The sequence below is a fragment of the Pseudomonas sp. TE3644 genome (assembly GCF_056278815.1).
In genome coordinates, this window is the sequence record NZ_JBWBQF010000001.1 from 1,867,395 (window position 1) to 1,889,411 (window position 22,017).

Annotated in this window: 16 protein-coding genes; 6 read left to right on the forward strand and 10 right to left on the reverse strand. The window is 64.5% G+C overall.

Going from position 1 to position 22,017, the window contains the following annotated elements:
• The first annotated feature begins 311 nt into the window (after window positions 1-311).
• From ACZ9GA_RS08320 to ACZ9GA_RS08330, 3 genes are read left to right on the forward strand one after another with little or no spacing between them, the layout of a single operon-like run.
• Complete coding sequence (locus tag ACZ9GA_RS08320; RefSeq protein ID WP_457363141.1) at window positions 312-839, forward strand: DUF3304 domain-containing protein; 528 nt, start codon at window positions 312-314, stop codon at window positions 837-839.
• Window positions 827-1,345 carry a DUF3304 domain-containing protein gene (locus ACZ9GA_RS08325; RefSeq protein WP_457363140.1) on the forward strand — a complete coding sequence of 173 codons (519 nt, stop codon included), beginning with the start codon at window positions 827-829 and terminating at the stop codon, window positions 1,343-1,345. Before ACZ9GA_RS08320 ends, ACZ9GA_RS08325 begins: the two co-directional genes overlap by 13 nt.
• On the forward strand, window positions 1,333-3,603 hold the full coding sequence (locus ACZ9GA_RS08330; RefSeq protein ID WP_457363139.1) for a T6SS phospholipase effector Tle1-like catalytic domain-containing protein: 2,271 nt from the start codon (window positions 1,333-1,335) through the stop codon (window positions 3,601-3,603). The genes ACZ9GA_RS08325 and ACZ9GA_RS08330 overlap by 13 nt, the downstream gene beginning before the upstream one ends.
• A 195-nt stretch (window positions 3,604-3,798) precedes the next feature.
• Here the strand turns inward: ACZ9GA_RS08330 and ACZ9GA_RS08335 are convergent, their stop codons facing one another.
• Complete coding sequence (locus tag ACZ9GA_RS08335; protein ID WP_457363138.1) at window positions 3,799-4,524, reverse strand: aspartate/glutamate racemase family protein; 726 nt, start codon at window positions 4,522-4,524, stop codon at window positions 3,799-3,801.
• Between the two features lie 22 nt (window positions 4,525-4,546).
• Window positions 4,547-6,058 (reverse strand): NCS1 family nucleobase:cation symporter-1, encoded by a 1,512-nt coding sequence (locus ACZ9GA_RS08340; RefSeq protein ID WP_457363137.1) that lies wholly within the window; start codon window positions 6,056-6,058, stop codon window positions 4,547-4,549.
• A gap of 464 nt (window positions 6,059-6,522) precedes the next feature.
• On the opposite strand from ACZ9GA_RS08340, the gene ku reads away from it, so the two are divergent.
• Entirely contained in the window at window positions 6,523-7,362 is an 840-nt protein-coding gene (gene ku, locus ACZ9GA_RS08345) for a non-homologous end joining protein Ku (protein ID WP_457363136.1), read from the forward strand.
• A gap of 144 nt (window positions 7,363-7,506) precedes the next feature.
• On the opposite strand, the gene ACZ9GA_RS08350 is transcribed toward ku, so the two are convergent.
• Together ACZ9GA_RS08350 and ligD are read right to left on the reverse strand one after the other, a co-directional pair.
• Window positions 7,507-8,421: a DUF72 domain-containing protein gene (locus tag ACZ9GA_RS08350; RefSeq protein WP_457363135.1), complete on the reverse strand. Its 915-nt coding sequence runs from the start codon at window positions 8,419-8,421 to the stop codon at window positions 7,507-7,509.
• Complete coding sequence (ligD, locus tag ACZ9GA_RS08355; protein WP_457363134.1) at window positions 8,418-10,895, reverse strand: DNA ligase D; 2,478 nt, start codon at window positions 10,893-10,895, stop codon at window positions 8,418-8,420. The genes ACZ9GA_RS08350 and ligD overlap by 4 nt, the downstream gene beginning before the upstream one ends.
• 214 nt (window positions 10,896-11,109) lie before the next feature.
• On the opposite strand from ligD, the gene xth reads away from it, so the two are divergent.
• On the forward strand, window positions 11,110-11,907 hold the full coding sequence (gene xth / locus ACZ9GA_RS08360; protein ID WP_457363133.1) for an exodeoxyribonuclease III: 798 nt from the start codon (window positions 11,110-11,112) through the stop codon (window positions 11,905-11,907).
• A gap of 141 nt (window positions 11,908-12,048) precedes the next feature.
• On the opposite strand, the gene ACZ9GA_RS08365 is transcribed toward xth, so the two are convergent.
• Genes ACZ9GA_RS08365 through ACZ9GA_RS08385 form a run of 5 tightly spaced genes read right to left on the reverse strand, consistent with a single transcriptional unit; the run spans window position 12,049 to window position 19,626 of the window.
• A complete protein-coding gene (locus tag ACZ9GA_RS08365) occupies window positions 12,049-13,650 on the reverse strand; it encodes a dipeptide ABC transporter ATP-binding protein (protein WP_457363132.1) in 1,602 nt (533 codons plus the stop codon).
• The gene (locus tag ACZ9GA_RS08370; protein ID WP_457363131.1) at window positions 13,647-14,546 is read right to left on the reverse strand and encodes an ABC transporter permease; all 900 of its coding nucleotides are present in this window, start codon (window positions 14,544-14,546) and stop codon (window positions 13,647-13,649) included. The genes ACZ9GA_RS08365 and ACZ9GA_RS08370 overlap by 4 nt, the downstream gene beginning before the upstream one ends.
• Before the next feature lie 2 nt (window positions 14,547-14,548).
• Window positions 14,549-15,499: an ABC transporter permease gene (locus tag ACZ9GA_RS08375; RefSeq protein WP_457363130.1), complete on the reverse strand. Its 951-nt coding sequence runs from the start codon at window positions 15,497-15,499 to the stop codon at window positions 14,549-14,551.
• A complete protein-coding gene (locus ACZ9GA_RS08380; RefSeq protein ID WP_457363129.1) occupies window positions 15,496-17,133 on the reverse strand; it encodes an ABC transporter substrate-binding protein in 1,638 nt (545 codons plus the stop codon). The genes ACZ9GA_RS08375 and ACZ9GA_RS08380 overlap by 4 nt, the downstream gene beginning before the upstream one ends.
• A gap of 54 nt (window positions 17,134-17,187) precedes the next feature.
• Entirely contained in the window at window positions 17,188-19,626 is a 2,439-nt protein-coding gene (locus tag ACZ9GA_RS08385) for a TonB-dependent receptor plug domain-containing protein (protein ID WP_457363128.1), read from the reverse strand.
• Window positions 19,627-20,084: 458 nt separating this feature from the next.
• Between ACZ9GA_RS08385 and ACZ9GA_RS08390 the strand changes: the two genes are divergently transcribed.
• Window positions 20,085-21,056: an aldo/keto reductase gene (locus tag ACZ9GA_RS08390; protein ID WP_457363127.1), complete on the forward strand. Its 972-nt coding sequence runs from the start codon at window positions 20,085-20,087 to the stop codon at window positions 21,054-21,056.
• Here the strand turns inward: ACZ9GA_RS08390 and ACZ9GA_RS08395 are convergent.
• A complete protein-coding gene (locus ACZ9GA_RS08395) occupies window positions 21,047-21,946 on the reverse strand; it encodes a LysR family transcriptional regulator (protein WP_457363126.1) in 900 nt (299 codons plus the stop codon). The two genes, ACZ9GA_RS08390 and ACZ9GA_RS08395, sit on opposite strands and share 10 nt — an antisense overlap.
• Window positions 21,947-22,017: the final 71 nt, after the last annotated feature.

Sequence of the window (22,017 nt, forward strand, 5' to 3'; positions counted from 1 at the left end):
TGTGGGACCGGGCGAAGCTCGGGAAAGGGGCACTGCAGAAACCGAGTCGTCCGCTTCCCGAGCTTCGCCCGGTCCGACAGGTAGGATGGGGCGGCTGTCATGTGTCGAAGCAAAAAAATTTAGACGCTCAGAAACGTCCTACAGCCTCACCCTGTAGCGCTGCGTAAGGTTCCCTCTTTCATCCCTTAACTGGATTGACAGAGGTAGCCCATGCCCGCCATCCAACCGTGTAGCGCCACTCACCCCGCCACTTGGCTCACGTTGTCAGTTCGGTATTTTCTCGCGCCAGAGCAGCAGGCGGAAACGGCCGTATGAGCGAGCTGCGAGGTGCTGGGCTCAGGAAGGGAGTCGCATTGCTGTGCTGCTTGGGCGCAGGGATTACCGCCCAAGGGGTAAGGGCCGGGCTGATTGAGGCCGTCAACCATACCCATTGGGCGATCAATCGGTTCAGCGTTGATGGGGAGCCAGGGCTGGACATCATCGGGCCTTACCAGGGCGGGGGCGGTGGGTGTTGCTATGTCGCGCCGGCGCAGTGGAGACCCGACTTGACAGTGCGTGTCACCTGGCAAGCCGGCATCGCGTTTGCCGATGATTCGCCTGGTTTCGCCAACTGGCCCAAGTACCTGGAGTGGGAAAGAAAGGTTGACGCTCAAACCCGTCATCTGACCCGAGTTGTTTCAGTTCCGAATTACGACGGTGAAAAACGGTGCGGAATCACTGTTCACTTTCTTCCTTGCGATGAGCTGCAGGTCACCACCTCCTGTTACGCCTACGGTTCTCCCCACTACCCGATCAAGACACCGTTGCGCCTGCCGGAGCCGCTTTCATGCCAAAAATAAAGATGAGTCGGTTGCCGCTCGTTTTGTTCGGCGCGCTGCTCGCTTCGCGTTTGACGCCTGCCCAGGCCGGGCTGATTGAGGCCCTCAACCATACCCATTGGGCGATCAATCGCTTCAGCGTTGATGGGGAGCCAGGGCTGGACATCATTGGGCCTTACCAGGGCGGAGGCGGTGGGTGTTGCTATGTCGCGCCGGCGCAGTGGACGCCGGGGTTGGCGGTGCGTGTTGAATGGGAAACCGGCGTGGGAGGTTCCAAAGGGTTCCCCGGCTTTCTGGACTGGCCCAAATACCTCGCATGGGCCGAAGGAATCAACGCACAGACGCGTCGGCACAGCCAATCTGTGCCGATCCCGGACTATTCCGGCCAAGCGCAATGCGGCATCACCGTTCACTTCCTGCCTTGCGATCAACTCCAGGTCACCACGTCCTGCCACGCCTACGGCAGTCCCGATTACCCCATCAAGACACCGCTGCATCTACCGGAGCCGAAGTCATGTCCGAACTAACGTCCACGCCCGTCTGGTATCCCCCTCAGTTTCCCCTCCAGGGGCGCCTGCCAAGCGACGAGTGGCTGGTGCATCGGAACCTGTTGCGCCTCGGCAAGGAGGAGCGGGATTATCACAATGCCCTTTGCGTGGCGGCGGGGCGGCGTCTGACACGTCCGTGCTGCAAGAGTTTGCATATCAGCCTGTTCTTCGATGGCACCGGTAATAACCTCAAGCACGATCTGTATCAGTCCGAACCGCCTCACCCCACCAATATCGTTCGGCTGTTCCGGGCAACGCTGGGTATGGGCCACGCCGGTGGTGCCAGCGAAATGCGGGGGCTGATGGATGATGAGAATGTGGTGGACAAGGAGTTCTTCAAGTACTACATGCCGGGGGTGGGTACGCCCTTTCCCGAAGTCCAGGACCTGGATTTCAGCACCACTGGCATGGCGTTTGGCGCTTTCGGCGAAGCCCGCATCAACTGGGGGCTGCTGATGATCATCGATGCCCTGCGCCGGGCGCTGGACTTGCCCCGGCTGGGCCATGAAGCGCTGCATGCGGCTAACCGCGCCATGGCCTCGCTGCACGGGGCATCCCGCCAACAAGGCTCGAGTGCCCGGGCGGCCGAGATGCGCCGTCAGCTGAAAATGATCGAGAGGCCGCTGAGCTGGGCGTTGAACCCGCCCAATGCAGGCCAATGCAAGGTGCTGGGGCTCAAGCTGTTTGTGTATGGGTTTTCGCGGGGGGCAGCGTCAGCGCGGGCGTTTGTCAGTTGGTTGAACGAGTTGATGGAGTCCCGGCCTTACCTGCAGCTCGACGAGGTGAAGCTGCCCATCAGTGTCGAGTATCTGGGGATTTTGGATACTGTGGCGTCGGTCGGGCTTGCCGATATCGCGCCGGGGGTAAGTGGGCACTCGGCTTGGGCGGACCGTACCCAGCCGCTGCCAGAGAGCGGGTTGGTCAAACGGTGTCTGCACTTGGTGGCCGGACATGAGCAGCGGTTGTGCTTCCCGGTGGATTCCATTCGACGTGAGGATGGTAGTTATCCGGTTAACTGTGCTGAGGTTATCTACCCGGGTGTGCATTCTGATGTGGGTGGTGGTTATCCGCCCGGAGACCAAGGAAAAGCGAATGGTGCAAACGACGGTTCCTTGTTATCACAGATTGCATTACACGAGCTTCTTGCAGATGCTTTTGCTTCGGGAGCACCTTTGAAAGTGCCTCAACTGGCGTTACCGGAGATGGAGAAAAATGACTTATGGCGCGCAATGCCTACTGATTTGGAGCGGTCATTTGCAGTTGATCCAGAATTAGTTAAGCGCTTCAACGCCTGGCGCCAAGTCACCCTAGACCTCCCCCCAACCCCCGAGCCCCTCCCGCAGGAGGCCATCGACGATTACACCCCAACCCCCGCCCCCGTCCCCCTTGAAAAAGCCATGAACGACCAGCTCACCTGGCTGACCGCCTGGCGCATCGGCCGCTACGCCTCCAACAGCCTGAAGACCACACCCTTCTACCAGCGCGCCACCGATACCCAGGCCGAACCTTCCATCCGCACCGCCGCCCAGGCCGCCCGCGACCGCAAGCAGGCTGACGTTGAAGCTTTGCGCCGCGAGCAGAAGGCCCGCGAGCGGGACCCCCGTTATGCCAAGCAACTGATGCCCGCCGGCATCAAGGATTTCGACGCCGACATGGCCCAGACCCAATTGCGGGAGGCGGCTGCAGAATTCCGTCTGGCCTACAACGATCACGACCCGCTGAGCTCTGCGCTGGAGCGGCGCATTCTGCCGCGGTTTTCCCGTGTGGTATTGCTGTTCGCATTGCCCAGGAACGCCTTTATCGAAGCCGCGCGTTTGAAAAGCGAGGGCTTCAAGAAATACCCGCAGTTGTTTCCCACCCCGATCTCGCCCAGGGACAGTATTTCCTATGTGCAGTTGGGTGACATGGACGAGCGTCGCAACGCCGACCAGCCGACCGGCGATTTGCGCGCGCTGTTCGACGATCAGGTCCACGATTCGCGAGCCTGGTTTCTGTACCCCTACGGCCGTGAGCCGCGAGGCAGCTACTTCCGCGAGCGCATGGTGTTTTTCGGCAGCGCACGCCGCAAGATGCTGGCCCAATTGCTGGAGCACGAAGCCCAGTTGATCGCACTGGCGGAACAGGAATCGATGTCGCCGTTTGATCCGCAGCGCGTGGCTGAAATGCAGCGGGATATCGAGGCCATCTGGAACGACTTTTACGCCAAGCGCGCAGCAACCACCGATGCCTCAAGCTAACCCGTAGCCGCTGCCGCCAGGCTGCGCTGGCCGGTGTGAACCCTGAAGATCTTCAGCGTACTTGGGGCCCAGCGCAGCCTTCGGCAGCGGCTACAAGTCCATGTGGGACCGGGCGAAGCTCGGGAAGGGGGCACTGCAGAAACCGAGTCGTTCGCTTCCCGAGCTTCGCCCGGTCCCACAGTGGGGTGTGCAGGATCAGCCGCGGGCCAGGGGCCAGCCGTCGATGCGCTTGGTGCGGGGTGTGGCGTAGGTGCGTACCTTGGACGTGCTCAGACCCAACCGCACCAGCGATTCGGCCAGTGTGACAGCCGCCGTCACCCCATCCACCACCGGCACTCCCGTACTCTCACGAATCAACTCATCCAACCCTGCCATCCCCCCGCACCCCAGGCAAATAACCTCAGCCTTGTCATCACGCACCGCCAATTCAGCCTGGGCAACGATAGCCGCCACGGCCCGCGCCGGGTCTTCTTCCAACTCCAGCACCGCCAAACCACTGGCCCGCACCGATGCACACCGCTGATACAGCCCCGCCAACCGCAACCGGTCCTGGATCAACGGCACGGTCCGATCCAGCGTGGTCACCACCGAATACGCATGCCCCAGCAGCATTGCCAGGCTGGCGGCCGCCTCGGTGATGTCCACCACCGGCACGTTGAGCAATTCCTGCAGGCCTTCACGACCATGTTCGCCGTAGCCGGCCTGGATCACGGCGTCGAAGGGCTGGTCATAGCGCATCACCGCGTCCATCACGCCGATGGCGGCCATGTAGCTTTCGAAGTTGCCTTCCACCGACTCTGCGCCGAAGCGCGGGGTCAGGCCGATGATTTCGGTGCCGGGGGCGGCGACGCTGCGCGCCTGTTCGGCGATGGTGGCGGTGATGGATTCGGTGGTGTTGACGTTGACGACCAGAATACGCATGGAAAACCTCATTGGCAGAAAATCAGTGGCTGGCGTTGTCGACGGCGATGCTTTCGCCGCTGACGTCGGTGAACGTCTGGTGACGGTCGCTGATCAGCAGGTACACGGCGGCGGCGATGGCGGCGCCGAACAGCCAGGAGAACGCCGATACGGTCTCGAAGGCGGGCACCAGCGCCAGCACGATGGCGATGGCGGCGGCCGGCAGTACGGCGATCATGGCGCGCGGGTTGATGCCGCGATGGTAGTGGTAGGCCGCGTGCGGGGCTTCGCTGTACAGCTGTGGCACGTTGACCTGGCCGCGGCGCAGCAGCCAGTAGTCGGCGGTGATGATGCCGTACAGCGGGCCCAGCAGCGCGCCCAGGCCTGCCAGGAAGTACTGGATCACCAGCGGGCTGTTGTACAGGTTCCACGGCAGAATCAGCACGGCCACGGTGGCGCTGATCATGCCGGCGCGGCGGAAGGTCAGCAGGCGTGGCGCCAGGTTGCTGAGCACGAAGGCGGGGGCGACGAAGTTGGCCATGATGTTGACCGCCACGGTGACGATCAGCAGCGCCAGACAGCCCAGCACCAGGAAGCCGGTGTGGGGGATGGACTGGATGATCTGCGTGGGGTTTTCAATGACCTGGCCATTGATGGAAAACTGCGCGCCGCACAGCATCACGGTGACCATGGCGAAAGCCAGGATGTTCACCGGCAGCCCCCAGAAGTTGCCGCGGCGGATGCTGCTGCGCGACGGCGCCGAGCGGGCGAAGTCGCAGAAGTTGAGGATCAGCGTGCCGTAGATGGCCAGCCACAGGGCGCCGCCTGCGAAGATGTGGCGCCACATGGTCGCGCCCTCCAGCGGTTGGCGGATCGACCAGCTGAAGGCGCCGTCGACGCGGTTCACCATCCACACCGCCAGCGAGGTCATGGTCAGCAGGATCACCGGGCCGGCAAAGGCCTCGTAGCGGCGCACCATCTCCATGCCGTAGGCCAGGATCACCAACTGCACCAGCCAGATGCTGACGAAGCACGCCCAGCCCAGGCTCGACAGGCCCAGCAGTAGGTTGTGGTCATAGGCAGCCATGCCAGGCGCCAATGCGGTGACCAGCACTTTAAGCACCACCGAGGCCAGGTAGGTCTGAATGCCGAACCAGGCGATGGCGATGACCGCCCGCACCAGGGCCGGCAATTGCGCGCCGTGGATGCCGAAGCTGATGCGGCTGATGACCGGGAAGGGTACGCCGGTCTTGTGGCCCATGTAGCCGGTGAGGTTCATGAAGCTGTAGACCAGGGCGGCGCCGATCAGCAGTGACAGCAGGATCTGCCAGCCGCCCAGGCCCAGGGCGTAGAGGCCCATGGCGAAGGAGTAGTTGGCGATGTTGTGCACATCGTTGGTCCACAGGGCGAAGATGCTGTAGCTGCCCCAGCATCGGCCTTCCATGCGCGTGGGGGCCAGGTCGTGGTTGTGCAGGCGCGGGCTGAGTGCGGTGTCACGGTTGCGGGCGGGGGACAGGTCGGTCAGGGAGGTCTCGGCAGGGCTGTTCAGCTGCATCGGTGGGGCTCCACGTTATTGTATTTATGTATACAAGTTTGTGGTTCTGGTAAGCCAGATTTGTGCCAGTTGTGTGTGCGTTATTTTCTGTCGGGCGTTTGCCGACGATCGAGGGGTTTGATTTTCAAGGAAATATGTGGAATTTGCCGCGGCCCGTCTGCCCTGAATCATGCCCGGGTGGTCAGGAATTTATTGTATACAATCGTGTTACGCATGGTGACAGGTCATCTGTCCACAACCGTTGTGCACCCATGCAGTGCGATGAATGCCCAATTTGGGGCGTTCGGTAACCTGTAGCCGCTGCCGAAGGCTGCGCTGGGCCCGTGCCTCGCTGCAGATCTCCAGGGTTCACAGCGGCCAGCGCAGCCTGGCGGCAGCGGGTACAGGTTTGGGTTAAACCTTCGCATCGGCACGCAGTCAGTCTTGTATGGGCCCCCACCCGCGGGCCATGCAGGAGGACAATCATGGCTCGAGCCATCTGGAAAGGCGCCATCAGCTTTGGCCTGGTGCACATCCCCGTGTCGCTGACCACCGCCGTGTCCAGCGAGCGCATCGATTTCGACTGGCTGGACAAGCGCAGCATGGACCCGGTGGGCTACAAGCGCATCAACAAGGTCACCGGCAAGGACATCGACAAGGACAATATCGTCAAGGGCGTGGAGTACGAGAAGGGCCGCTACGTGGTGATCAGCGAAGACGAGATCCGCAAGGCGCGACCGGAGGCGACGCAAACCATCGATATTTTCTCGTTTGTCACCGCCGGGGAAATTCCCTTGCAGGCATTTGAAACCCCGTACTACCTGGCGCCGGACAAGCGTGGCGGCAAGGTGTATGCGTTGTTGCGCCAGACCCTGGACAGCACCGGCAAGGTGGCGCTGGCGCGGGTGGTGTTGCACACCCAGCAGCACCTTGCGCTGATCAGGCCGCTGGAGGATGCGCTGGTGATGATCACCTTGCGCTGGCCGTCGCAGGTGCGTGGGTTGGAAGGGCTGGAATTGGACAGCAGCGTCACCGATGCCAAGATCGACAAGCGCGAGCTGCAGATGGCCAAGCGGCTGGTGGAGGACATGAGCGGCACCTGGACGCCGGAGGAGTATCAGGATGATTTCAAGCAGACCATCATGGACTTGGTGGAAGAAAAGGCCAGCAAAGGCAAGATCGCCACGGTGACGTCGGTGGATGAGCAGGGCGAGCACAAAGGTGCCGATATCATTGACCTGACTGATTTGCTCAAGCGCAGCCTGGCGGGGAAAAAGCCGGCGCCGAAGAAGGAGGCCAAGCGCTCTGCCAAGAAGGCCTCCTGACCTGCGGCAACTGTACCGGCCTCATCGCGAGCAAGCTTTGCTCCCACAGTGTTGAGCCGAATGCAGGTGTATGTCGCGGCACTGTGGGAGCAAAGCTTGCTCGCGATGAGGCCCGTAAGAGCAGTGATTTCTGCGGATTAATTGTCACATCTGCCCTGGAGTCGTCTCCAACCCCTTATCCAGCTTCAACAACCCCAACAACCGCCGCGCATCGTACGGCGCGCGCACCTTGATATCGTTGTCGAAATAGCAAAACACCTCCCGTGCGCTGGCCTTGGCTGGCTTCTGCTGCGAGTCGATCAACTGCGCATCCCCCGGCTGCGCCCCCCGCTTCCACGCCATGATCCGCTTGCGCCACTGCTCCAGCGCTTCATCGGAGTACCCGCTGGCATACAGCTTCTTGTCACCATGCAAGCGCATATACATGAAGTCGCTGGTCACGTCCTGCACCCGGGGCCATTTGCGCGCCGCGTCGGCCACCACCAGCGCCACATCATGCGTGCGCAGCAGCGCGACGAAGGCCGGGTCGACGAAGCTTTCATGGCGGATCTCGATGGCATGGCGCAGGCGCTGCCTGGGGTTGCCGTCCAGGTAGCCAGGCCGCTGCAGGCGTTCAGCGCAATGGCGCGCCTGGTCGATCAATTGTGCGCCGGTGCGCGGCAGGCGGGCCATGAAGTCGTCGAACAGGCCAGCGTCGAAGCGCAGGTTGGGCGGGAACTGCCACAACATCGGCCCCAGTCGATCTCCCAGCGACAAGGGCCCGGACGCGAAGAAGTTGGCCAGTGCTTCGTCGATGTCGTGCAGGCGCTTGGTATGGGTGATGTAGCGCGGCCCCTTGACGCTGAAGACAAAACCCTCCGGCGTCTGCGAGGCCCACTCGGCAAAGCGCTCGGGCCGTTGCAGGGCGTAGAAGGTGCCGTTGATTTCGATGCTGCTGACCGCGCGGGAGGCGAAGCGCAGTTCGTCCTTTTGCTTCAGCCCCTCGGGGTAGAAGTCGCCGCGCCAGGGCGTATAGCGCCAGCCCGAGACACCTATATGCACCGTGGCCTGGGCCATCATTTACCGCCCAGACGTTTGCGCAAGGCTGCCGTGATCGACTGCTTGGTGCTGGCGTATTCGGCCCAGGGGTCGTCGATCTCTGCCAGGCGTTCGGCCAGGTTGAACAGCGTCCACTGGTTGGCGCCCTTGAGGTCGGTCAGTTCATCACGGCGAATGGGCACCGACACCGGCAGGCCCTCGCGGGCGCGCACCGAGTAGGCGCAGGCGGTGGTGGCGCCGCGGGTGTTGCGCAGGTAATCGATGAAGATACGGCCCACGCGGTTTTTTGGCCCGGACACGGCCGTCAGGCGATCGGGCAGCAGGTCGGCCAGGTGCTTGACGATGGCGTGGCTGAAGTCCTTCACCTCATCCCAGCCGGCACGCCGGGTCAGCGGCACGACGATGTGCATGCCCTTGCCGCCGCTGGTCTTGAGGAAGGCGGTCAGGCCCAGTTCGTCCAGCAGGGTCAGGGTCAGCTGGGTGGCCTCCAGCATGCTTTTCCACGGCAGCGCCGGGTCCGGGTCGAGGTCGAGGATAAAGCGGTCGGGCTTGTCGTAGTTGGCGCGGGTGGTGTTCCAGGTGTGCAGCTCCAGGGTGTTCATCTGCACGGCGCCCAGCAGGGCGTCGGGGCGGTTGATGATGATCACCGATTGCCCGGCTGCTTCATCGCTGATCAGCCCGGGGATGTCCAGGTGCCCGGCGTTTTTCTGGAAGAACAGCTCGCCGGCCAGGCCTTCCGGGGCGCGTACCAGGGCCACCGGGCGGTCCTTGAGGTGCGGCTCGATCCACGGCGCCACCTGGGCGTAGTACTCGGCCAGGTCACGCTTGGTGGCGCCGCAGCTGGCGTCGATCACGCGGTCGGGGTGGGTCAGGCGCAGGGTGTCGGGGGCGGCGGATTTCGTGGCTTTGGCGGCTTTCACGGGTTTCTCCTGGGCGATGGCCTTGGCCGGTTTGTCGTCGCGCAGGCCGTGGAATACCGAATGGCGCACCACGCCGTCGCGGGTCATCTGCGCGTAGGCGACCTCGGCCAGCAACTGCGGTTTGAGCCAGTGCACGTCACGGGCCTGGGCGCCGGTGGGAGGGTTGGCGACCTGGGGCTTGGTTGTGTGCAGGGGCTTGAGGCGTTCAAGGATGCTGGCCAAGGTGGCGGTGTTGAAGCCGGTGCCCACCTTGCCGGCGTAACGCAGGTCACCGCTGTCGGCGTCGTGCAGGCCCAGCAGCAAGGCGCCGAACCCACTGCGGCTGCCCTTGGGATCGGTGTAGCCGACGATCACGAATTCCTGGCGCTGCTTGCACTTGAGCTTGATCCAGTCGTGGCTGCGCTTGCCGCTGTAGAGGCTGTCCACGCGCTTGCCGATCAGGCCCTCCATGTCCATCTGGCAGGCGCTGGCCAGCAGGGAATCGACCGGTTGGTCGAAATCCTCGGAATAGCGCAGTTGCGGCGCATCGTTGTGCTCCAGCACGGCGGCCAGGGCGGTGCGGCGTTCCTGCAGCGGGCACTGGCGCAGGTCGCGGCCATTGAGGTAGGGCAGGTCGAACAGGTAATAGACGATGGCCTCGTCGCTGCCGTCGTCGAAGGCGTTTTGCAGGGCCTGGAAGTCGGAGACGCCGTCGGCATTGGCCACCACCATTTCGCCGTCCAGCCAGGCGGATTCAAGGCCCAGGGCGGCCAGGGCCTTGGCCTGGCTGGGCATCTTCGCGGTCCAGTCCTTGCCGTTGCGGGTGAACAGCTGGACCTTGGCGCCGTCGACGCGCGCCATGACCCGATAGCCGTCGAACTTGATCTCGTAGCGCCAGTCGCCGCTGGGCGGGGACTCGATCAGGGTGGCCAGTTGCGGGGTGAGGGTGGCGGGCAGGGCGGCCTTGGGGGCATTGCTCAAGGCCTTGGTCTTTTTGGCAGGCTTGGCGGCCTTGGCCGGTGTGGCCGCGGCCTTGGGAATCAGCGTTCGGTCACTGAGCACGCTGTCGGGCGCGGCCTCGACGATATCGAAGTCGGCCTGGGGCCGGGCTTCGGCATCTGCCGACTTGATCAGCAGCCATTGCTCCTTCTTGCCGGCCAAATGCGTGCGAAACAGGTTCCAGATGCCCGACAGTTTTTCACCTTGCAGGCGGAAGCGCAGCTTGCCCTTTTCATAGCTTTGCTGCGCATCGCCTTCGGGAATCCACACGCCACGGTCCCAGACAATCACGTCGCCGGCGCCGTAATGCCCTTCAGGGATGTGCCCCTCGAAGTTGGCGTAATCGAGCGGGTGGTCCTCCACGTGCACGGCCAGGCGCCGCACCTTGGGGTCTAGCGACGGGCCCTTGGGCAGCGCCCAGCTTTTCAGCGTGCCGTCCAGCTCCAGGCGGAAGTCGTAGTGCAGGTGGCTGGCGTCGTGCTTCTGGATGCAGAACTGCAGCGCATGGCCCTTGCCACGGCGGCTGGCCTTGCCGCTGGGTTCGGGGGTGGCGTCGAAGTTGCGCTTTTGCTGGTATTGCTCGAGGGATCTGGCCATGGCGGGGTTCCAGCGCGATCAGGGGTCTACAAGGTGGGAGGGGTGGCGGTGGGGCAGAGTTCAATGGCGGTGACGGGGTGAACGTTCCTGCGATGGTGTGACTCGAAACATCAGCGGTGCCAATGACGCCGCCTTCGGCAGCTGCTACACGTCCCCTGTAGCAGCTGCCGAAGGCGGCGTCCGAACGCGACGCGGTACCGAGCGGAGACCACCGATGAAAGCGCTTAAAATCGCCACCTTCAACATCAACGGCCTGCGCGCACGCCTGCCCAACCTGCTGCACTGGCTGGAGCGCGAACGCCCCGACATCGCCTGCCTGCAGGAACTCAAGGCCACCGACGCGCAGTTCCCCGCCGCCGACTTCGAGGCCATCGGCTACGGCACCTTGCACCATGGCCAGCCGTCGTGGAACGGCGTGGCGATCCTGGCCCGGGATGCCGAGCCATTGGAGTCGCGCCGTGGCTTGCCGGGCGATGATGCCGACACCCAGAGCCGCTACCTGGAAGCCGCCGTGCACGGCGTGCTGGTGGGTTGCCTGTACCTGCCCAATGGCAACCCGCAGCCGGGGCCCAAGTTCGATTACAAGCTGGCCTGGTTCGAACGCCTGATCACCCATGCCGCGCAGCTGCAGGCCAGTGAGCACCCGGTGGTGCTGGCGGGCGATTACAACGTGGTGCCCACGGACTTTGACATCTATAACCCCAAGTCCTGGCTCAAGGACGCCTTGCTGCAGCCCGAAAGCCGCGCCTGTTTCGAGCGGCTGCTGGCCCAGGGCTGGACCGATGCGCTGCGGCATCTGTACCCCGAAGAGCGGGTGTATACCTTCTGGGATTATTTCCGCCAGCACTGGCCGCGCAATTGCGGGTTGCGGATTGATCATCTGCTGTTGAACCCGGCGATGGCGCCTTATTTGAAGAATGCCGGGGTGGATGCGTGGGTGCGCAACGAGGAGCACGCCAGCGATCATGCGCCGACGTGGATAGAGCTGGGTACCCGCAAGCGCCGCCGGTGATCAGGCAGCGGATCTGCTGTCGGGCTGCTGGCCTCATCGCGAGCAAGCTTTGCTCCCACAGTGGTGTGCCTACCCTCTGAGTTCGGCCCACCACTGTGGGAGCAAAGCTTGCTCGCGATGAGGCCAGTACGGGCACCTACATTATGCGCTGAGCCGATGACCGGGAATGGCATCCAGCAGCTCACGGGTGTAAGCATGCGCCGGTCGATGCAGCACTTCGCTCGCCGGCCCTTGCTCCACCACCTGCCCCTGGCGCAACACCACCACTTCATGGGCCAGGCTCTGCACCACCGCGAGGTCGTGGGACACCAGCACGTACGCCACCCCCAGTTCGGCCTGCAAATTACGCAGCAGCTCCAGAATCTGCGCCTGCACCGACACATCCAGCGCCGACACCGGTTCATCCAGCAACACCAGATCAGGCTTCAACGCCAACGCACGGGCAATCGCTACCCGCTGCCGCTGGCCGCCGGACAATTCACGCGGCAGTCGATCCAGGAAGCTGGCCGGCAATTGCACCTGCTCCATCAATTGCCGCGCCGCCTGATGCAACTCGGCACCATCGCGCAAGCCGAAGGACAGCAGCGGCTCCACCACGCTCTGGTAAATGGTGAAGCGCGGGTTGAGCGAGGCGAAGGGGTTCTGTTGCACCAGCTGAATGCGCTGGCGCAGCGGCCGAAACTGCTGCCACGTCAGCCCCGTCACGTCCTGCCCGTCAAAATGCACCCGCCCTTCGCTGGGCGGTTCTAGGCCCAGGGCGATGCGCAGGCTGGTGCTTTTGCCCGAGCCCGATTCACCGACGATGGCCAGGGTCTGGCCGGGGTACAGGTCCAGGCTGAGGCCTTTGAGCGCCTGGAACGGCTGGCCGCCCGAGGGATACTGTTTGCCCACCCCATGCAAGCTCAGCAACGGCCGGGCCGGGCGCGGGGGCAGTGGCAGGGGTTGTTTGCCGTCGCCAAACGCAGGCGCCGCGGCCAGCAGGTCACGGGTGTAAGGCTGGGTCGGCGCTGACAGCACCTCGCGCGCCACGCCCTGTTCTACCAGTTCGCCGTCCTTCATCACCAGCACCCGGTCGGCCCGGTCAGCGGCCACGCCCAGGTCGTGGGTGATGATGATCAGCGAGATGCCCCGGGCCTGCACCAGTTGCTCCAGGTGGTCGAGGATGCGCCGTTGCACCGTCACATCCAGCGCACTGGTGGGCTCGTCGGCGATGATCACCCGTGGGTTGCCCGCCAGGGCGATGGCGATCAGCACGCGCTGGCGCATGCCGCCGGACAGCTCATGGGGGTATTGCCGGGCACGCAGCTCGGGGTTGTCCAGGCCCACCTGGCCCAGCAGCGCCAGCACGTCGGCGTCCAGCGCCGGGTAGCGGCGGCCGCCGTGGGCCAGGATCAGGCTTTCGCCGATCTGCTTGCCGATGCTCAGGGTGGGGTTGAGGCTGACCATCGGGTCTTGCGGCACCAGGCCGATAAAGCGCCCGCGCAGTTGCCGACGGGCGCGCTCGCTGGCGTGGCTGATGTCGTTGCCGTCTACCGCCAGGCTGCCGGCGCTGATCTGCGCGCTGGCGGGCAGCAGGCCCAGCAGGGCGCTGGCCAGGGTGGTCTTGCCCGAGCCGGACTCACCGACAATGGCCAGTGTCTCGCCGGCCTGCAGGCTGAAGGACAGGTCACGCACGGCTTCTTTTACCCGCCCGGCGTTGTGGTAGCTGACGCTCAGGTTGCGTACGTCGATCAGGGCGCTCATCGTTGGGTTTCCTCGAAGGTGCGGGCGATATGGTTGAGGCTGAACACCACCAGCACCACCAAGAGGCCCGGCAACAGCGACACCCAGGGCGCGGTGATCAGGAACTGCCGGCCGTTGGCAATCAACGTGCCCCATTCGGCGGTCGGTGGCTGGGCGCCGAAGCCCAGAAAGCTCAGGCCGGCCGTGGCCAGGATCGCCGCGCCGAAGTCCAGCGTGGCCAGCACCGCCACCGGGCCCCAGGCGTTGGGCAGCACGTGGCGCAGCAGGGTGCGGGTCCAGCTGGCGCCGCCCAGCCGTGCGGCTTCAACGTAAGGCAGGGTCTTGACCCGCAGCACTTCGGCGCGGGTGGTGCGGGCAAAGCCGGGGATAATGCCCACGCCCACGGCGATGGCCACCGGCAGGGTGCCGAAGCCGATGGCGGTGACGATGGCCAGGGCCAGCAGCAGGCCGGGCAGGGCCAGCATCACGTCGATCAGGCGCATGATCACCGCGTCGATGCGACCGCCGATAAACCCGGCGACGATGCCCAGGCCCAGCCCGCACACCAGCGCCAGGCCCACCGCCAACAGCGCCGCCAGGATCGACAGGCGCGAGCCGTACAGCAGGCGCGTGTACAGGTCGCGGCCCAGCTCGTCGGTGCCGAACCAGTGGCCGGCGCCCGGCGGCAGCAGCTTGGCCGCCGGGGCCGTGGCGTACGGGTCGAGGCTGCTGAACAGCGAAGGCGCAATGGCCGTCAGCAGGATAAACAGCACCAGGGCTGCGGCCAGCACGAAGCCCGGCCGGCGCAGCAGCGGGACAGCCAGGTCCAGGGCGCGGCGCAGGCGGCCGCGTGGCTGCCAGGACGGGCTGGCGCTCAGCGGCGCAGGGGTGGTGGGGGCAAGGGCGCGATCGGTCATGTTCAGGTCACCTTGGGCGAGTGGGTGATGCGCGGGTCAAGGACCGGGTACAGCAGGTCCACCAGCAAGTTGATGACAACGAAGGCGGCGGCCGACACCGTGACCACCGCCAGTACCACGGGGATGTCCTGGCGCAGCACGGCGTCCTGCACCAGGCGGCCGACGCCGTTGCGGGCAAAGATGGTTTCCACCAACACCGCGCCGGACACGGTGTTGCCCACCTGCAGGCCGATCAGGGTCAGCAGCGGCAGGGCGGCGTTGCGAAAGCCATGGCGCGCCTGCACCTGGCCACGGCTCAGGCCCTTGGCGTAGGCGGTGACGATGTAGGGCTCGCGCCACACGTCGAGGAAGCCGCGTTGCAGCACCTGCGCATACACCGCGGCGCTGGGGATGGCCAGGGTGACGGCCGGCAGCACCAGGCTTTCCACGCCATCGCTGCCGGTGGACGGGAACCAGCCCAGGCTGAAGGCGAACACCTGGATCAGCAGCAACCCCATCCAGAACACCGGCACCGAAAAGCCCAGCGCCGGCACCCGCGCCAGGGCAGTTTTCAGCGGCTGCCAGCGTACGTAAGCGGTCAGGTAAGCCAGGCCCACGCCGCCGATCAGCGACAGCACAATGGCCGTGCCGGCCAGCGCCAGGGTCTGCGGCAGGCGCTCGGCCAGCACCGCGGTCACCGGCCGGTTCAGCGTCAGCGACTGGCCCAGGTCACCGTGCAGCATGCCCCACAGCAAGTGCAGGTAGCGCTCGATCAGGCCCTGGTCCAGGCCGTAGTAGGCGCGGGCCTTGGCCAGTTGCGCCGGCGACAGCGAGTCCACTTCCATGCCCGAGGCGCTGAGCATGATCGACAGCGGATCACCCGGCAGCAGGTACAGAATGAAATAGGTGATGGTGTAGGCGCCCCACAGCACCAACAGCGCCTGGCCGATGCGGCTGGTCAGGTAGCGGCTCATGGCGATACCTCGATGTCATTGAGGAAGGCAAAGCCCTCGGCGCTCCAGCGGAAGTTGTGCACCCGTGGCGCGGTCGCGGCCTGCCACACGCGCTCGAACACCGGAATCGCCGAGCCCTGGTCGATCAGCAAGTCCTGCAACTGGCCGTAGGCCTGGGCGCGTTGGGCCGGCGCGGTAGCGGTCAGGCCCTGATCGAACAGGCTCTGGGCCTGGGGCAGGATGGCTGGTGGGTAGACGTTGGTGGCCAAGGTGGAGGCGTTGGCCGCGCGCGGGTCGAGGATGGTCTGCAGCACGATCGGGTCGGCGCGGGTCATGTACGAGAAGGTCAGGTCGTAGTTGCCCGAGGCGTTGGTGTTGAACCACTCGGCGGTGGTCTGCACCTTGAGCTTGAGCTCAATGCCGGCCTTGCGCAGCTGGTCCTGGATCAGCACGTCGCCGGCGGTTTCCTTGGCGGGGATGTTGTACACCAGGCTCAGGCGCTTGCCGTCCTTGGCGCGATAGCCGTCGGCGCCCAGCTTCCAGCCGGCCTTGTCCAGCAGCTGCGCGGCGCCCTGGGGGTCGTAGGCCAGCTTGTCGCCCTGGCTGCGGAAGTACGGCGTGGTCACGTCGTACACGCCGTCCACCACCGGGAACTGCGGGCTGTAGACGGTGCTGGCGTAGGTCTTGCGGTCGATGGCCTTCTGCACCGCCAGGCGCACGTCGGCGTCGGCCAGGATGCGCCCGCCGCGGGTGTTGGGGTACAGGTTCCAGGCGGGGCCGGGCAGCGAGCGGCTCTGGATGGTGGCTTTCTTGCTTTCGAACAGCTTCAGGTCAACGTCGGAGAACGGGTTGCGCGGCCACAGGATGTCGACCTTGCCCTGCACGAACTGGCCGTTGCGCACGCTCTCTTCGGGGATGTAGCTGACGTCGATGGCCGACAGGTGCGACTCGCCCTTGTTCTGCACGTTGGCCGAGGCCCAGGCATAACCCTTGCGACGTTCCAGGCGCAGGCCGGTTTCGGGGGTGTAGTGCTGAAGCACAAACGGGCCGCTGCCGATGATCGCGCCCAGGGAGCGTTCCTTGGCGCTCTTGCGGTACGACTCGGGCGCCAGGATGGCCAGGTTGGTGGTGGAGGTGGCCTGCAGGAACCCGGCGTTGGGCGTGCTCAGCACCAATTTGATGGTCTGCGGGTCGATGACTTCGGCGTGGTCGTAGCCGGTCAGGTAGGTGGCGCCAAACACGCTGGGCAGCTCGGCGGCGAAGGCCTTGTCGCTGTCGAAGGCGGTCTTCACCGCGTTGGCGTCAAAGGCTTCGCCGTTGCTGAAGGTCACGCCCTTGCGCAGGTGGAAGGTGTATTCGCGCGCATCCGGGCTGATGTCCCAGCTGTCGGCCAGCCAGGGGATGATGGCGCCGGTTTTCGGGTCTTGGTCAGTCAGCGATTCCACGACGTTGCGCAGCACCACGCGGTGCTCCAGCCAGTAGACCTGGAAGGGGTCGAGGCTGACCAGTTGCGTGTTGTCGCCGAAGAAGGCGATTTTCAGCGTGCTGGCCGCCTGGGCGTCGGGGTGCGACGGCCCGCAGCCGGTCAGGCCCAGGGCCAGGAGGATGGCCGCGCTGGCCAGGGTTCGTTGCAGCTTCATGGGGCGGTTCCTCATGTGGCTTTGAAGAAAAAAGGCCGCACCGCGTGGGGGCGCGATGCAGCCGCAGGGTCAGAAGTCGTAGGCCAGCTTGGTGTACCAGGAGCCGCCACCGGGGTAGAACGGCGGGTTGCCGTAAGGCGCCAGGCCCAGGCTGCTGTACACCGCGTTCTTGTCGGGGCGCACGTCGAAGATGTTGCTGCCGCCGACGCTCACGGTCAGGTGGTCGAAGAAGGTGTAGGCGATGTCCAGGTCGGTGATCCACTTGGCGCCGAAGCTGCGGTCGCCGGTCTCGTTGACGGCCAGCGTCGACACCGAGCCGTAGCGGGTGGTGCTCAGGTTGGTGTTCCAATTGCCCACCTTCCAGTTGGCGCCCAGTATCCATTTGGTCTTGGGCAGCGCGTCGGTCAGGTCGCCTTCGCGGTTGCGGCCCACCAGGGTCACGCCGGCGTCGGCCAGGGAGGCGGGGGTGTCCTTGGCGTTGGTGATGGTGGTCTTGTTGTAGTTGAACGCCGCGCTCCAGCGCACGTCGCCAAACTCGCCGAACGGGGTGGTGTGGTCGGCCACCACGTCCAGGCCGCGGGTGCGGGTGTCGAAGGCGTTGGTGTAGTAGTCCACCCAGGTGCCGGCGGTCACGCCCTGGGCGGCGAGGATGCTGTTGATGGTGCCGTCGCCGTGGTCGTAGATGGCGCTGGTCAGGGCGATGCGGTTCTGCACGTCCACCACGTAGGCGTCGGCGGTGACGCTGGTGCGCGGCGCCGGTTGCCAGGTGATGCCCAGCCCCACGTTCTGCGATTTTTCCGGCTTCAGCGCGCCGCCGCCCAGGGCTTTGGCCAGGGCGCTGTCGGACGCGGTAAGGCGGGTGGTGGCGGGCACGACGTTGCCGTTGACGTCGGTGTTCACCCGGCTGTCGGTGGTGGTGTAGCCCTCTTGGATCAACGACGGGGCGCGCACGCCGGTGCCGATGGTGCCGCGCACGGCCACGGTGTCGGTCAGTTTGTAGCGGCTGTTGAATTTCAGGCCCAGCTTGTTCCCCGAGTAGTCGTCGTAATGCTCGACCCGCGCGGCGACGTCGGCGTACCAGCGGTCGGTCAGGTCGAAGCCCAGGTCCAGGTAGCTGGCGTAGGTGTTGCGGATCAGGTCCACCTCGTCGCCGGGGCGGATGATCACCGTGGCCTGGGCGCCGGTGGCGGCGTTGTAGGTGCCGGTCTCGTACGAATCAGCGGAGCCTGCGAAGGTGCTGAAGCGTTCCCACTTGTGCTCAAGCCCTGTGGACACGGTCACCGGCACGCCGAGGTTGAACGGGTTCTCGAAACGGCGGCTGAAGTCCAGGTTGTTGACCCACTGGTCGGAGCGGAAGGTGGCCAGGTTGTTGAAGCTGGTGGGGGAGTCGGTGCCCAGCGACGGGTTGAGGTTCAGTTCACTGGAATACTTGAGGGTGTCGCGGCCGTAGCTGGTGCTCAGGTCGTAGTTCCAGCCGCCCACGTCGCCCTTGCCGCCGAACACGAACTGGTAGTCGATGTCGCGCAGGTTGTTCACCGGGTAGTAGCCGTCGGGGAAAATCTCCGGCACCGAGGCGGTGCCGTTGGGGAAGCGGTAGTAGTTCTGGATCACCGCCTTGCGCTCGCCGTAGGTGCTGAACGAGTACAGGGTCACGCCGTCCAGCGGCAGTTCGGCGTTGTAGCCCAGGTTGTAGGCTTTTAGCTCCGGGTCGCCGTTCTTGATCGCCACGCGGTCCCAGGCCGCTTGCTTGGCCGGGTCGTTGTAGGCGATGACAGTGCTGTCGGCCTTGCCGTCCCACTGGGCGTAATCGCGCTTGCGGGCGTCGGCAGACAGGTGAATGAAGCCGCCGTTGTCGCCCAGTTTGAAGCCTTCGTCGGCGGCAATCTTCTTGCTCGCGCCCTGGCCGGAGAACAGTTCGCCGTAGCTGGTCTCGATGTGTCCACCCGAGTCCTGGGACTTGAGGATGATGTTCACCACCCCGGCCACCGCGTCGGAACCATAGCGTGCGGCGGCGGCATCCTTCAGCACCTCGATATGGTCGATGGAACTGATGGGGATCATGTCGATGTCGACAACGTTGGCGCCGCTGTTGTCGGTGGAACCGTTCTGAATCGCTGCGCCCAGGTGGCGGCGCTTGCCGTTGACCAGCACCAGGGTGTACTCCGGCCCCATGCCGCGGTTGCTCAGCGGCCGGGTGGTGGAGTTGAAGCCGGCGATGTTGGTGCCGAAGGTAAACGAGGGCAGCAGCTTGGCGATGGCCTCCGACAACTCCGCGCGGCCGGTTTTCACCAGCGCGTCGTTGCTGATGATGTCGATGGGCGACGAGCTGTTGACCACCGTGCGCTGTTGGGCACGGGCGGCTTCGGGGGCGGCGGTGACGGTCACGGTCTGCAGTTGCTGGTCGCTGGTGTCAGCGTGGGCCAGCGGGGCTGCAGCCATCAGCAAGGCGACCGAGAGCGTCGACAGCGGGAACAGCCGGGTGGGCGTGGGGAGGTGCGAAAGCGGCATAGTGGGCGTTGTCCATTGAAACTGGCGCTGGCCCGTGGTGGGGGTACAGGTTCCATTCCTGAGATCGGTGTGTGGGACGGCGTCTGTGTCGTCTTGGTGTTGATAGTATTTTTATAACAAACGTGATGGAAATTCTATTTTGATATATGGATATTATTCGTTTGTTGTATGTTTATATTTTATTTCATGAATTTTGTTAATGATATTGCTAGCGCTGCTTTTAGCCAATAACTGCCTGGTAGGGATTCACACTGTGGGAGCAAAGCTTGCTCGCGATGGCGTCAGTGAGGGCCCCTCGCGAGCAAGCTTTGCTCCCACAGTGTGAATCCCTGAATACAGATGTTGTAACGGGAATGCGGTGATACTGAAAAGGTATTGCAAAAAGGGTATTAGACCCACCCCCCGCCCGCTCCCTAGCCTGTCCCCACTCACCGCAATCACCTCAGGAGTGGAACACCATGCACTACACCCGTTTAGGCACCGCCGGCCTGCAAGTCAGCACACTCTGCCTGGGTTGCATGACCTACGGCGACCCCGCCTGGCGCGACTGGGTGCTGGACGAAGCCGCCAGCCGCCCCTTCATCAAGCAGGCGCTGGACAGCGGCATCAACTTTTTCGACACCGCCGACATGTATTCCGTGGGCGCCAGTGAACACGTGCTGGGCAGGGCGCTGTTGGACTATGCGCCCCGTGACGAGGTGGTCATCGCCACCAAGGTCAACTACCCCATGAGCGACAAACCCAACGCCCAGGGCCTGTCGCGCAAGCACATCCTCAGCAGCATCGATGCCTCGCTAAAACGCCTGGGCACTGACCACATCGACCTCTACGTGATCCACCGCTTCGACCCCCATACCCCGATCGAGGAAACCCTGGACGCCCTCGACACCGTGGTGCGCTCCGGCAAGGCGCGCTACATCGGTGCGTCATCCATGCACGCCTGGCAGTTCATGCGCATGCTGAGCGTGCAGCGGCAGCACGGCCTGGCGCAGTTCGTGTCGATGCAGAACCACTACAACCTGATCTACCGCGAGGAAGAGCGCGAGATGCTGCCGCTGTGCCGCGAGATGGGCATTGGCGTCACGCCGTGGTCGCCGCTGGCGCGCGGCTTGTTGGCCGGTTCACGCAAGACCCAGACCTTGCGCGCTGCCACCGACAAGCCTGCGCACCTGTGGTATGACCATCATGCCGAGGAAGACGCCATCGTCTCGGCGGTTGCGCAGGTAGCCGCTGAACGCGGGGTGCCGCCGGCGCAGGTGGCCATGGCCTGGGTCGCCAGCCGGGCAGGGGTGACGTCGCCGATCATCGGCGCCACTAAGGCGCGGCACCTGGAAGACGCCATCGCCGGGATCAATCTGGTGCTGACGGCTGAGGAAGTCGCACGGCTGGAACAGCCCTATCGACCGCGTGCGGTAGCGGGTCATGACTGAGGCTGAATAAGGTTCAGAAAGGCCTGTAGCACTGGCGACTGATTGTCGGCGGCGTAAGCCACGGCCACGCCAGCGGTCAGGCCCTGGTCCTGGGGCCGGAACCGCCGGAACACCACGCCTTGGCGTTTGACGTTGTGCAAGGAGGCCGGGAGCAGGGCAATGCCCTGGCCCTCGGCGATCAGGCCCAGCAGGATGTGGTGGTCGTCGGGTTCGGGCAGCAGGGTGGCGGGCGTGAAATGGATGCTGTCGAAAAAAGCCTGGCAATGGTCGTGGAAGCCCGGATTCAGGCGCCGCTCGAAATGGAACAGCGGCTGGTCGGCGAGATCCTGGAAACTGATGTGCCGTTTGCGTGCCAGCGGATGCCGGGCGGGCAGGGCGGCGATCATCGGTTCTTCCTTCAGCGTCTGCTGCGCAAGGCCGCGGGTGTCGGTGTGCAGGCCGATGAAGGCGGCGTCCATGGCGCCGTTGTTGATGTCGCGGACCAGGCTGATGGAATGCTTGCCCTTGACCACGATGCGGCAGGTGGGGAATTGCTGTTGCAATGCTTCGATGACGTCCGGGATGGCGCTGCGGTCCAGCACCGTGGTGTAGCCAATGACGAACTGATTGGCGTGGCTGCCGACGCTGGCGCGCGCGGCGGCGATGGCTGTCTGCGCCTGGGCGAGGGTTTTGCGCGCCTCGGGCAGCAGCGCCTGGCCTGCGGCGGTCAGGATGACGCCAGTGCGGGTGCGTTCGAACAGGGGCACGCCCAAGTCATTTTCCAATTGCCGGATCTGCCGGCTTAGCGGCGGCTGGGAAATGAACAGGCGCGCGGCGGCGCGGCCGAAATTGAGGGTTTCGCTGAGGGCGATGAAATAGCGGAACTGGCGCAGGTCGATGGCATCGGTCATGCGTAAAAGGTATCACGGACGCAAGCAAAGCCGCGATCCCTGTAGCAGCGGCCGCCAGGCCGCGTCGCAGG